The sequence below is a fragment of the Tepidicaulis sp. genome (assembly GCF_965222285.1).
Classification (GTDB): Bacteria; Pseudomonadota; Alphaproteobacteria; order Parvibaculales; family Parvibaculaceae; genus Tepidicaulis.
In genome coordinates, this window is record NZ_OZ244942.1 from 35,031 (window position 1) to 46,886 (window position 11,856).

General features: G+C 62.8%; 8 protein-coding genes. 6 read left to right on the plus strand and 2 right to left on the minus strand.

Annotation, left to right across the window (positions count from 1 at the left end; genetic code table 11):
• The first annotated feature begins 179 nt into the window (after nucleotides 1-179).
• From ACOQOT_RS00175 to gyrB, 5 genes are all read left to right on the plus strand, one after another.
• The gene (locus tag ACOQOT_RS00175) at nucleotides 180-641 is read left to right on the plus strand and encodes a rhodanese-like domain-containing protein (RefSeq protein ID WP_420560407.1); all 462 of its coding nucleotides are present in this window, start codon (nucleotides 180-182) and stop codon (nucleotides 639-641) included.
• 190 nt (nucleotides 642-831) lie between these two features.
• Nucleotides 832-2,391 carry a chromosomal replication initiator protein DnaA gene (dnaA, locus tag ACOQOT_RS00180; protein WP_420560408.1) on the plus strand — a complete coding sequence of 520 codons (1,560 nt, stop codon included), beginning with the start codon at nucleotides 832-834 and terminating at the stop codon, nucleotides 2,389-2,391.
• A gap of 417 nt (nucleotides 2,392-2,808) precedes the next feature.
• Nucleotides 2,809-3,924 (plus strand): DNA polymerase III subunit beta, encoded by a 1,116-nt coding sequence (gene dnaN, locus ACOQOT_RS00185; RefSeq protein WP_420560409.1) that lies wholly within the window; start codon nucleotides 2,809-2,811, stop codon nucleotides 3,922-3,924.
• An 80-nt stretch (nucleotides 3,925-4,004) separates the two neighbouring features.
• On the plus strand, nucleotides 4,005-5,147 hold the full coding sequence (gene recF / locus ACOQOT_RS00190) for a DNA replication/repair protein RecF (RefSeq protein WP_420561968.1): 1,143 nt from the start codon (nucleotides 4,005-4,007) through the stop codon (nucleotides 5,145-5,147).
• Nucleotides 5,148-5,193: 46 nt separating this feature from the next.
• On the plus strand, nucleotides 5,194-7,647 hold the full coding sequence (gene gyrB, locus ACOQOT_RS00195) for a DNA topoisomerase (ATP-hydrolyzing) subunit B (protein WP_420560410.1): 2,454 nt from the start codon (nucleotides 5,194-5,196) through the stop codon (nucleotides 7,645-7,647).
• A gap of 153 nt (nucleotides 7,648-7,800) precedes the next feature.
• On the opposite strand, the gene ACOQOT_RS00200 is transcribed toward gyrB, so the two are convergent.
• Complete coding sequence (locus tag ACOQOT_RS00200; RefSeq protein WP_420560411.1) at nucleotides 7,801-8,667, minus strand: pirin family protein; 867 nt, start codon at nucleotides 8,665-8,667, stop codon at nucleotides 7,801-7,803.
• Nucleotides 8,668-8,796: 129 nt separating this feature from the next.
• Here ACOQOT_RS00200 and ACOQOT_RS00205 point away from each other — a divergent pair, with 129 nt between their 5' ends.
• A complete protein-coding gene (locus ACOQOT_RS00205; RefSeq protein WP_420560412.1) occupies nucleotides 8,797-9,699 on the plus strand; it encodes a phosphotransferase in 903 nt (300 codons plus the stop codon).
• A 57-nt stretch (nucleotides 9,700-9,756) separates the two neighbouring features.
• Here the strand turns inward: ACOQOT_RS00205 and ACOQOT_RS00210 are convergent, their stop codons facing one another.
• Nucleotides 9,757-11,826, minus strand: a complete 2,070-nt coding sequence (locus tag ACOQOT_RS00210; RefSeq protein ID WP_420560413.1) for a methyl-accepting chemotaxis protein — start codon at nucleotides 11,824-11,826, stop codon at nucleotides 9,757-9,759.
• Nucleotides 11,827-11,856 lie beyond the last annotated feature (30 nt).

Consider the following 11,856-nt stretch of genomic DNA (forward strand, 5'->3'; position numbering starts at 1 on the left):
TTGCAGAGATAATGCTCCTGGAAACGTCCCGGCGTTTTCGGACTCGGCTTTTGCTGCTTGTTGACGAACGATGGTGAAAAGGCGCGGCCACTTGCGGCGCGGTTGGTGCGGATTTGAAGGCCCTTCGAACGGCGGCCCATCGGGCGGCATGTTGGAGGGTATGTGTGAAAGAGGGACAGATGGCTGGCGTGGCGCCTGAATTATTATCCGGACAGGCAGAAGGCTATGCGGGCGACGTCAGTGTCGAGGAGGCCTGGCGCGTTCTGAAAGAAGATCCTGCAGCAAAGCTCATCGACGTGCGCACAAAGGCGGAATGGACCTTTGTCGGCATCCCCGATCTTGAGGGGATCGGACAGGAGCTCATGTGCCTTGAATGGCAGATGGCGCCCACCATGCAGGTCAACCCGGATTTCACCGAGGCCCTTTCCGGCGCGCTGAAAGAGGCGGGTCAAGACGTGAACCTGTTTTTCCTCTGCCGGTCGGGCGCCCGTTCGCGCGCGGCTGCCGAGGCCATGACGAAGGCGGGCTTTACCGCTTGCCATAATGTGGCCGGCGGGTTCGAAGGCGATCTTGACGAGGCGCGCCACCGGGGCCGGAAAAACGGCTGGAAGGCGGCGGATCTGCCCTGGCGGCAGAGTTAGCGGAATAAGTGCGGCCGGTTTTGCGGGGGCAGACCGGATAGGCGGAGCGGGGCCTTGATTACGGCGGCCCCATCCGGGTGGGGAGAGGCCTGAAGGCAGAAAACTGCCAAGGGAAAACGGAATTGCGGACCGGCCGGGCGTTTTGGCGCCCCGTCTTATGGTCCGCGCAACAGGGGTTAGCGGCGGTACCATGTTGGAAAGGGGCGAGCAGGTAGCAGTGTCTGGCGGATCGGCGGATCGGCACGATCTCAAGTCCCAATGGGACCGCGTCAAGGCACGGCTGAAAGCGGAACTGGGCGAGGCGACCTATGTCAGCTGGTTCCAGTATGCCGACATGATCGGTGTGGGCGACGGCAAGATCGTGCTCTCCGTGCCGACACGTTTCATCCGCTCCTGGCTTCTCGCGCATCAGACGGAGCGTCTGGTCGGCCTGTGGCAGGACGAAGACCCCACGGTACAGAAAATCGAAATTCTCGTGCGCGATCCGATGCGCGGTGATGGCGGCGAGACGCCGAAGCCTGCCTCACCGGCTTCCTCCGCGCAGGCAGCCGCTCAAGCCGCCGTTCAGCCGTCGCCCGCCATGCGCGCAGCAGCCGCCGCCGCCCGCACGGGTGCCGCGCAAAGCGCACAAAGCGCTGCGCCGCAAACGGTCTATAGCGGTTATGCGTCCGGCCCCCTCGGCGATGGCAGCGAGGATCTCGGCGCGCCGCTCGATCCGCGCTTCACCTTCGAGAATTTCGTCGTCGGCAAGTCGAACGAACTTGCCCATGCCGCCGCCCGCCGCGTTGCCGAAACGCGCGACGTCTCCTTCAATCCGCTTTTCCTTTATGGCGGGGTGGGGCTCGGCAAGACGCATTTGATGCATGCCATCGCCTGGGAAATCCGGCGCAAACACCCCGAGCGCAAGGTGCTTTATCTTTCCGCCGAAAAATTCATGTACCAGTTTATCCGCGCGCTGCGCTTCAAGGACACGATGGCCTTCAAGCAGCAGTTCCGCACCGTGGACGTTTTGATGGTGGACGATGTGCAGTTCATCTCCGGCAAGGAATCCACACAGGAAGAATTCTTCCACACGTTCAACGCGCTGATCGATCATAACCGCCAGGTGATCATCTCCGCCGACCGCTCGCCCTCCGATCTGGAAGGCATCGAGGAGCGCATCCGCTCGCGCCTCGGCTGGGGCCTCGTCGCCGACATTCACCCGACCGATTATGAGCTGCGTCTCGGTATTCTGCAGGCCAAGGCCGATGAGATCATGAGCTCGGGCGGCAATATCGACATTCCCCCGGCGGTGCTGGAGTTTCTGGCGCACCGGATCGTCTCGAATGTGCGCGAGCTCGAAGGCGGGCTGAAACGCGTCGTCGCCTATGCCTCGCTGGTCGGCCGGCCCATTTCGCTTGAAATGGCGCAGGACGTGCTGCGTGATCTTCTGCGCTCCAACGAGCGCAAAGTGACGATCGAGGAAATTCAGCGCCGGGTGGCGGAATATTACAATGTCCGCCTGGCCGACATGCTCTCGGCCCGCCGGGCCCGCGCCGTTGCCCGCCCGCGCCAGATCGCCATGTATCTGTCCAAGCAGCTCACCACCCGCTCGCTGCCCGAGATCGGGCGCAAATTCGGCGGGCGCGATCACACCACCGTCATTCACGCGGTGCGCAAGGTCGATTCCCTGTGCAAGGAAGATGCGGGCCTCGAGGAGGATGTGGACCTGCTGCGCCGCATGCTCGAAGGCGGCCCGCCCGAGCTCTAAGCATCTCCCGGGACCTTCTCGAGAACCTTCGGCGCCGCCTCGCCGGGCTGATTCGCGCCCTCTTTCCTGTATGGCTCAGGCAAGGGTGCGGTCCTGGTTTTCCCCGCCCGCCGCAAAGCGCCCTAACGCCTTGAAAAAAGCGCCATTATCGGCCTCTCCCTTGCGCGAAAGACGTGCATTGGACAGGGCTTTTGCTATACTTCGGGCCCGGTGTGAGGCCGGTATCCAGCCTCGCGGGTCGGCGGCGTGGATGGCCTGGCAATAGCAGGCGCATCAGGGCGACCCTTCCTTTCTTGGCTGTCTGTGGTTAAGGGCGTGCGCGGAACCGCGCCGGCCTGCGGCAGGCCCGCCTCAAAGGCGCCCGGACTGGATGAAACGAGGCCCGTGAGGGGTAATGATGGAGAGTGTGGGGAAGCCATGAAGATAACGATCGAGCGCGGTGCCTTGCTGAAGTCGCTCAACCACGTTCAAAGTGTTGTGGAACGCCGTAACACCATTCCCATTCTCTCCAACGTTCTGATCCGCGCCGATCAAGGCCAGCTCAGCCTGACGGCAACGGACTTGGACATTGAAGTGGTCGAGGCGATCGACGCCGATGTGGCGCAGCCCGGCGGCACCACGGCAAGCGCCCACACGCTTTACGACATTGTGCGCAAACTGCCCGACGGCACGCAGGTGGAATTGATCTACGGCGCCGATGACGGGCGGCTGACGCTGCAGGCCGGCCATTCGCGCTTTGCGCTGCAATGCCTGCCGCAGGAAGATTTCCCGGCCATGTCCGCAGGCGAGTTGCCGCACCGCTTCGATCTGCCCGCCGCCGCCCTTGCCCGGCTGATGGACAAGACCCGCTTTGCGATTTCGACGGAAGAAACCCGCTACTATCTGAACGGTATCTACCTGCACACGGTGGAAGGCGACGAGCCGATGCTGCGCGCCGTGGCGACGGACGGGCACCGTCTTGCCCAGGCCGATTACCCGCTCCCCGACGGGGCAGCGGGCATGCCCGGCATCATCGTGCCGCGCAAGACCGTGCAGGAGCTTCAGAAACTGGCCGAAGGGCAGGACGGGCTCATTCACGTCTCCGTCTCCGACACGAAAATCCGTTTCGAATTCGGCGGCGTGGTGCTGACCTCGAAACTGATCGACGGCACCTTCCCTGACTATGAGCGCGTCATTCCCAAGGACAATGACAAGATGCTTGAGGTGGAAGGCAAACGCTTTGCACAGGCGGTGGACCGCGTCTCCACCATCTCGACGGAAAAATCCCGCGCGGTGAAAATTCATCTCGATGACGGCAAGCTGACCTTGAGCGTCAACAACCCGGATTCGGGCAGCGCGGTGGAAGAGCTGGCGGTGGATTACACGGCCGACGCCATCGAGATCGGTTTTAACGCGCGCTATCTTCTGGACATTGCCGGTCAGCTCGATGGCGAGCGGGCGCTCTTTGCCATGGCCGATTCCGGTTCGCCCACTTTGATCCGCGATAGCGAAGATGCATCGGCCATCTATGTGCTGATGCCGATGCGCGTTTAAGAGAGGTGCTGTTGGAAGCGTCAGCGCGGCCGGACATAACCTGTGATCCGTTGCAGGAAGAAGCCGCTGCGCAAGAAGCGGTGAAACCCGCCTTGCGGCTGCGCCGGTTGCTCGTCACGGATTTCCGTTCTTATCCGCGCGCGGATGTGAGCCTCGATGGACGGCCCGTGGTGCTGGCGGGGCCGAACGGCGCCGGCAAGACCAATCTTCTGGAAGCCGTCTCGCTGCTCACCCCGGGACGCGGCCTGCGCGGGGCGGCCTATAACGAACTGGCGCGCAAGACGGGCGCAGGCGGCTGGGCGGTCTCCGCGGTGCTTGAGGGGCCGATGGGCGAAAGCCGTCTTGGCACGGGCATCGAAGCGGCAGCGCTGGGTAGCGAGACGCGCACCCGCACCGTGCGGATCGACGGGGAAACGCAGCCGAGCTCCGGGCCGCTCGCCCATTACATGCGCCAGGTCTGGCTGACCCCGGCCATGGACCGGTTATTCGTGGAAAGCGCAGGCGGGCGCCGCCGTTTCCTCGACCGGCTGGTGATGGGGTTCGATCCCTCGCACGGCACGCGGGTCAACGCCTATGAACGGGCGATGCGCGAGCGCAACCGGCTGCTGGCCGACGGGCGCATGGACAATGCCTGGCTCACGGGCCTTGAAGAGCAGATGGCAAGCCACGGCGTTGCCATTGCCGCCGCGCGGGTGGAAACCGTGGCGCGGCTGAAAGGCGCGATCGCGGTTACCGCCGAAGGGGCGTTCCCGAAAGCCGAGCTTGCGCTGGACGGGATGATGGAACTGAAAGTGGCAAGCGGCGCGGCGGTGGATGCCGAGGACGCGCTGATCGGCCAACTGAAGCAGGGGCGCCTGCGCGATCAGGGCGCGGGCCGCACGCTGGAGGGGCCGCACCGCACCGATCTTCTGGTGCGCCACGGGCCGAAGGACATGGAGGCGGGTGCCTGTTCGACGGGCGAGCAAAAGGCGCTCCTCATCGGTCTTATGCTCGCGAATGCGCGTCTTCTCGCGCGCCAGACGGGGGCGGCGCCTATTCTGCTGCTCGATGAAGTGGCGGCGCATTTGGACAAGGACCGCCGCGCGGCGCTGTTCGATGAGATCGTAGCGCTCGGCACGCAGGCATTCATGACGGGGACGGACCGGAGCCTTTTTGAAAGCTTCGGACCCCGCGCGCAAAGTTTCATGGTTTCCGAAGGCGCGCTGGAAGAAAGCGCGCTTTAAGGAAGGCGGCCCGTTTTTCCGGGCGCCTTATTGCAAGGAGAAAGACATGTCGGATCTGCCGGAAAGCGGCCCGCAAGGGAGCGAAGAGGAATATGGCGCCGGCTCCATCAAGGTCCTGAAAGGGCTGGATGCGGTGCGCAAGCGCCCGGGCATGTATATCGGCGATACGGATGACGGCTCGGGTCTCCATCACATGGTCTATGAGGTGGTGGACAATGCCATCGACGAGGCGCTGGCCGGTTATTGCGACACCGCCATGGTGCGCCTCAACCCGGATGGCTCCGTCACCGTTTCCGACAATGGCCGCGGTATTCCCACCGAGATCCATAAGGAAGAAGGGGTGTCGGCGGCCGAAGTCATCATGACCCAGCTTCATGCGGGCGGGAAGTTCGACCAAAACTCCTACAAGGTCTCGGGCGGCTTGCACGGGGTGGGCGTCTCGGTGGTGAACGCGCTTTCCGATTGGCTGGAGCTGCGCATCCGCCGCGGCGGCAAGCTGCATGCCATGCGCTTTGAAAACGGCGCCGCCGTCAAATCGCTCGAAGTGATCGGCGAGGCAGGCGAGGAAAACGGCAAGAAGCTGACAGGCACGGAAGTGACCTTCCATCCTTCTGCCGATATTTTCGCCATTACCGAGTTCAGCTTTTCCACGCTCGAACACCGGCTGCGCGAACTTGCCTTCCTCAATTCCGGCGTGCGCATTGCGCTCATCGATGCGCGCCATGCCGAGGAAAAGCGCGTCGATCTTCATTACGATGGCGGGCTGGAAGCCTTCGTGCGTTTTCTCGATCGCACGAAATCACCGCTCGTGCCCGATCCCATCAAGCTGATGACGGAGAAGGACGGCATTACCGTCGAAGCGGCCATGTGGTGGAACGACAGCTACCACGAAAACGTGCTCTGCTTTACCAACAACATTCCCCAGCGCGATGGCGGCACGCATTTGGCCGGCTTCCGCGGCGCGCTCACCCGTGTGGTGAATTCCTATGCGCAAGAATCCGGGATCGCGAAAAAAGAAAAGGTCTCGCTGACCGGTGATGATGCGCGCGAAGGGCTGACCTGCGTTCTCTCGGTCAAAGTGCCGGACCCGAAATTCTCCAGCCAGACGAAAGACAAGCTCGTTTCCTCCGAAGTGCGCCCCATCGTGGAAAGCGCGGTAAACGAGGCGCTGTCCACCTGGTTCGAGGAACACCCTTCAGAAGCGCGCACCATTGTCGCCAAGGTCGTGGAAGCGGCGGCGGCCCGCGAGGCGGCGCGCAAGGCGCGCGAGCTCACCCGGCGCAAGGGCGCGCTCGATGTGGCCAGCCTGCCCGGTAAGCTTGCCGATTGTCAGGAGCGCGATCCGGCGAAATCCGAACTCTTTCTCGTCGAGGGTGATTCGGCTGGAGGTTCGGCCAAGCAAGGCCGCGACAGGGCAACACAGGCAGTGCTGCCGCTGCGCGGTAAGATTCTCAATGTCGAACGCGCGCGTTTCGACAAGATGCTCTCTTCGAATGAAATCGGCACGCTGATCACCGCGCTTGGCACGGGGATCGGGCGCGAGGATTTCAATATCGAGAAGCTGCGCTACCACAAGATCATCATCATGACGGACGCCGACGTGGACGGTGCCCATATCCGCACATTGCTTCTGACCTTCTTCTACCGCCAGATGCCGGAGATCATCGAGAACGGTCATCTCTATATCGCCCAGCCGCCGCTTTATAAGGTGCGGCGCGGCAATTCGGAGACCTATCTGAAGAACGAAAAGGCGCTGGAAGATTATCTGGTCGAAACGGGTCTGGAAGAAATGGTCTTCACCCAGCATGACGATGTGCAATTGGCGGGTGCCGACTTGCGCGCCGTTGTGGAGAAAGCCCGCCAGGTGCGCTCGATCCTGCAGCAGCTGCCGACGAAATATCCGCATTTTGCGGTCGAGCAGGCGGCGATTGCCGGTGCGCTCGATCCGGAGGTGCTGGCCGATGAAGAGCGCGCCCGCAATGCCGCCGATTATATCGCCCGCCGTCTCGATCTTCTTTCGGAAGAAACAGAACGCGGCTGGACGGGCCGCCCCACACAGGATGGGGGCCTACGCTTCGAGCGGGAAGTACGCGGCGTGAAGGAAGAACTGACCATCGACGGGCCGCTCATTGCCAGCGCCGATGCCCGTGCCCTTAACCGCATGGCTGGGCACTTGCAGGAAGTTTATGTGAAAGCGGGCAAGCTGCGCCGCAAGGACGATGAACACATCATCCGCTCGCCCTCTCAGCTTCTCGATGCGATCTTCAAGGCCGGGTCCAAAGGCCTTTCCTTCCAGCGCTATAAGGGCCTTGGGGAAATGAACCCCAATCAGCTTTGGGAAACGACGCTCGACAAGGAAGCCCGTTCGCTCCTGCAGGTAAAAGTGCGCCAGCTCGATGAGGCGGACGATCTTTTCGTCAAGCTGATGGGCGATGTGGTGGAGCCGCGCCGCGACTTCATCCGCGAAAACGCGCTGGCGGTGGCGAACCTCGACGTTTGAGCAGGTAGTCAGCTTGCTGCCTGACCGACGACAGGCCGATGGACCCCGGGACAAGCCCGGGGTGACAGTCTGAGCTAGCTGCAGGGCAGTGCCTTACCCCATACTCTGATGTCACCCCGGCCTCCGTGCCGGGGTCCATGCAGCCTGTGCGTTTCACGCGGGCATCTGCCCAAACCGGCCTTCATTGAAATCGGCAATCGCCTGCCGGATTTCCGCCTTGCTGTTCATCACGAAAGGCCCGTACGCGGCGATGGGCTCGTCGATAGGCGCGCCGCTCAAGAGCAGCAGCTTGGCCTCTTCCTGCGCCTCGATCTCCACCGCACTGCCCGCGCGGGCAAGCTCGGCGATCTCGGCAGCTCCCGCCGGGGTGCCGTTCACGGTCACCTCACCTTCCAGCACGGCAAGGAGCGCCGTCCATCCCTCGGGAAGATCGAGCGCCGTCTTGCCGCCTGTGCCAAGGCGCAGATCCCAGACATGCATGGGCGTGAAGCTTTTCGCCGGACCCTTCACGCCTGCATAATCGCCCGCAATGACACGCAAGAAGCCTGCGCCATCGGTCAACGCGACCTCCGGAATATCGGCTTTGGTGATCGCCTGATAACCGGGCGCCGCGCCCTTGTCTTTTGCGGGCAGGTTCACCCAAAGCTGGACGACCTGAAACATCCCGCCCGAGGCGGTAAAGGCATCGGAGTGAAACTCCTCATGCAGAATGCCGCTGCCCGCCGTCATCCATTGCACATCGCCGGGGCCGATGGTCCCGCCTTCGCCGGTGGAATCCTTGTGGCTCACCTCGCCCTGATAGACGAGCGTCACGGTCTCAAAACCCCGGTGAGGATGGGTGCCGACGCCGCGAGGGCGCGCGGCAGGCTCGAAGGGGGCCGGGCCCGCATAATCGAAAAGCAGAAAGGGGCTGAAATCCGCCGCTCTTGGATGCTGATAGGAAAAGAGCGAGCGCACGGGAAATCCGTCTCCCACCCAATGGGGCGGCGGCGCGCTGTGAATGCTAAGAACCTTTTTCATCGCTGCCTCCTGATCTCGTGTTGCGTTGGGAGAGATATAAGCAGCGGGAGGCGAAACACTATGACGGATAATGCGCCAGACTGTTTCCGATTTGGGTATAATCGTCTCTCTTTGCCTGGGAAGGATATCATGACGGATCACCAGGGCACGCCGCCTGCCGAAATTGAGGTGAGCGAAGAATTGGTCCGCGCGCTGCTGGAAGCGCAGCACCCGGACCTTGCCGACTTGCCGCTCACCCTTTTTGAAAATGGCTGGGACAATGTGATGTACCGGCTGGGCCGGAAACTGCTTTTACGTCTGCCCCGCCGCGCGCTTGCCGCGCCTCTCGTTCACCATGAACAAGAGTGGCTGCCGCAATTGGCGCCCGGCCTGCCGCTCCCGGTTCCCGCTCCCTTGCGCATCGGGCTTCCCGGCGCGGGTTATCCCTGGCGTTGGAGTGTTCTGCCGTTTCTGCCCGGCCGGCCTGCCGACTGGGCTCCGCCGGGACCGGATGAAGGTCCTGTGCTCGGCGAATTTCTTCTCGCGCTGCACCGACCGGCGCCTGCCGAGGCTCCGCCCAATGAATTTCGCGGCGTACCGCTTGCCGAGCGCCGCGCCATTGTCGAGGCGCGTCTTGCGCGGCTGAAGGAAGGTACGGAGGCGGTTACCGGGGCGGTGGAAGACGCCTGGCGCGCCGCGCTCGCTGCCCCGCCTTCAGAAGAAAGGCTCTGGCTGCACGGGGATCTTCACGCCCGCAATGTGCTGACCGATGGGGGATGTTTCTCCGCCGTCATCGATTGGGGGGACATTACCTCCGGCGATGCGGCGACAGATCTTGCGGCAATCTGGATGTTGCTGCCGGAGGCGAAAGCCCGCGCCGAGGCGCTGGAGGTTTATGAGCCCTCCGCCGCGCGCCTTGCCCGCGCCAAGGGTTGGGCGGTCAGCTTCGGCACCGTATTGCTTGAAACCGGCCTCACCGATAATCCCCGTCATGCGGATATGGGCGCGGCGATTTTGGCGCGTCTCCATCAGGATGTCGAAGCGGGGCTTTAGCGGACATAAAAAGGCCGGTCGCGGGGGACCGGCCTTTTGCTTGTCGGTTGCGCTGTTTTAAGCGGCGCGGATCTGTTTGAGGAAGCGGCGTACTTCCTCTTCCAGCGTTTTCGACTGGGTGTCGAGCGAGTTCGTCGCGCTTGCCATTTCCCGCACGGCCTGGCTCGTCTTGGACGCGCCGTTCTGCACATTGGAAATGGAGTGGGAGACCTCGTTCGTACCCTGCGCGGCCTGGGCCGTGTTGCGGGAAATTTCCTGCGTCGCTGCCGACTGCTCTTCGACAGCCGAGGAGACCGACGTCATCGCCTCGCGGATTTTCGCAATCGTGTTGCGGATATCCTCGATGGCTTCCACCGCGCTTGCCGTCACGCCCTGCATATCGGCGATCTGGCCGGAGATTTCCTCCGTCGCCTTCGCGGTCTGATCGGCCAGCTCTTTGACTTCCGTGGCCACCACGGCAAAGCCTTTGCCCGCCTCGCCCGCGCGCGCCGCCTCGATCGTGGCGTTGAGCGCGAGAAGGTTGGTCTGGCTGGCAATGTCGTTGATGAGCTTGACCACGTCGCCGACCCGCTGGGCGGCATCGGACAGGCTCGCCATGACCTGATGGTTGGCTTCGGCCTTGTTCACGGCATCGGCGGCAATGGCGCTCGATTGCGACATTTGCTGCGCGATCTCGCTGATCGAAGCGGACATTTCCTCGGTTGCCGAGGCCACGGTCTGCACATTGGCGTTGGCTTCTTCCGAGGCGGAGGCAACGGCAGCGCATTCCTGGCCGGTTTCCTCGGCGGTGCGGGAAAGATCGTCCGCCACACCGCGCAGCTGCGTCGAGCCCGACACCACGGTTTGCAGAATCTGCCCGACGCTTTCCTCGAAGGATTGGGCAAGCGCCGTCATGGCGCGGCGCTTGTCTTCGGCGGCGCGCGCTTCGGCCTCTTCCTGCTCTTTCTTCACGCGTTCCATCTCGATCGCGTTTTCCTTGAAGACCTGCACGGCAGCCGCCATGGCGCCCAGTTCGTCCTGGCGGTCACGGGCCGGCACCTCGATGCCGTGATGACCTTCGGCCAGTTCCTTCATGGCGCCCGTCATGCCCTGGATCGGGGTGGAGATCGTGCGGGCAAGATACCAGGCAACGGCGCCTGCAAGCGCAATCACCAGCACCGCGACGACGGCGCTCGTCACAAGCAGGCGGTTGGTTGCGGCGAAGACGCGCGCTTCCGGCACGGTCACGACTACGGCCCAGTCTTTGTCGATGCCGTAAAGATCGATGGGCGCAACGGCGCGCACGACATTCTCACCGGCAGAGTTTTGAAGGTCGGGGAAAACCGCCCCTTCCTGGCGGGCCACGGTTTCGATCACTTCCGGCGACATGCCGAATTCCACGGCGGGCTGACCGGCGCGGTCTTCATGGCGTTCAGCGACATAAAGACCGCCATTGGAAAGAACGGAAATATAACCCTCGCCGAGCGGGCGCGTGTCGCGGATAAGATCGGCCACGTCTTTCAGCAGAATATCGACGCCGCCCACCCCGATCACTTCATCGTTCACTTTCACCGGGAAAGCGAGCGTGGTGATGAGCTGGGTCTTGCCGTCGACTTCATAAGGATAAGGCTCGAGCGCCTGGGGTTTGCCGCTGTCGTGAGCCAGAAGATAATAGTCGCCCGCGCCCGGCGTGTCGTAGTCGATCAGCGGGTCGACGACGATCTTGCCGCCGGCGCCGAAGGCAACGTAAGGCACGAAGCGGCCCGTCGCATCATGGCCGAGCGTGTTCGCATAGCCGCCATCCATGCCGTCAAAGGCATTCAGATCGAAACCGATCCAGGTGCCGAGCAATTGCGGGTTATCGGCAAGAAAGCGCACCAGCATGGATTCAAAGGCGGTACGGTCTGTATCGCCTGTCGCGACCGCATTCGCGCCGGCAGAAGCGATCACGCGGCCGATCACCCCTTGCTGGTTGATCAGATCGGCGATGCGGGCGGCCTCTTTTTCGGCCTCTTCGCGGATTTCAGTCATCGCCGCTTCGCGCGTCATGCCCGAAGCGATATAGGTCAGCGTCGCGCCGGTCGCCAGAACTGCGCCCGTGGCAATCGCGATCATCACAAGGATCAATCGCACAGAGATTGATTTCATATGGAGCCCCATTGTTCTCAATTGTCCGAT

Bases quoted from the DNA above. Each gene is read 5' to 3' on its own strand.
- ACOQOT_RS00210 (WP_420560413.1), bottom strand. From the start codon at position 11,826: ATGAAATCAATCTCTGTGCGATTGATCCTTGTGATGATCGCGATTGCC.
- gyrB (WP_420560410.1), top strand. From the start codon at position 5,194: ATGTCGGATCTGCCGGAAAGCGGCCCGCAAGGGAGCGAAGAGGAATAT.
- dnaN (WP_420560409.1), top strand. From the start codon at position 2,809: ATGAAGATAACGATCGAGCGCGGTGCCTTGCTGAAGTCGCTCAACCAC.
- ACOQOT_RS00175 (WP_420560407.1), top strand. From the start codon at position 180: ATGGCTGGCGTGGCGCCTGAATTATTATCCGGACAGGCAGAAGGCTAT.
- ACOQOT_RS00200 (WP_420560411.1), bottom strand. From the start codon at position 8,667: ATGAAAAAGGTTCTTAGCATTCACAGCGCGCCGCCGCCCCATTGGGTG.
- dnaA (WP_420560408.1), top strand. From the start codon at position 832: ATGTTGGAAAGGGGCGAGCAGGTAGCAGTGTCTGGCGGATCGGCGGAT.
- ACOQOT_RS00205 (WP_420560412.1), top strand. From the start codon at position 8,797: ATGACGGATCACCAGGGCACGCCGCCTGCCGAAATTGAGGTGAGCGAA.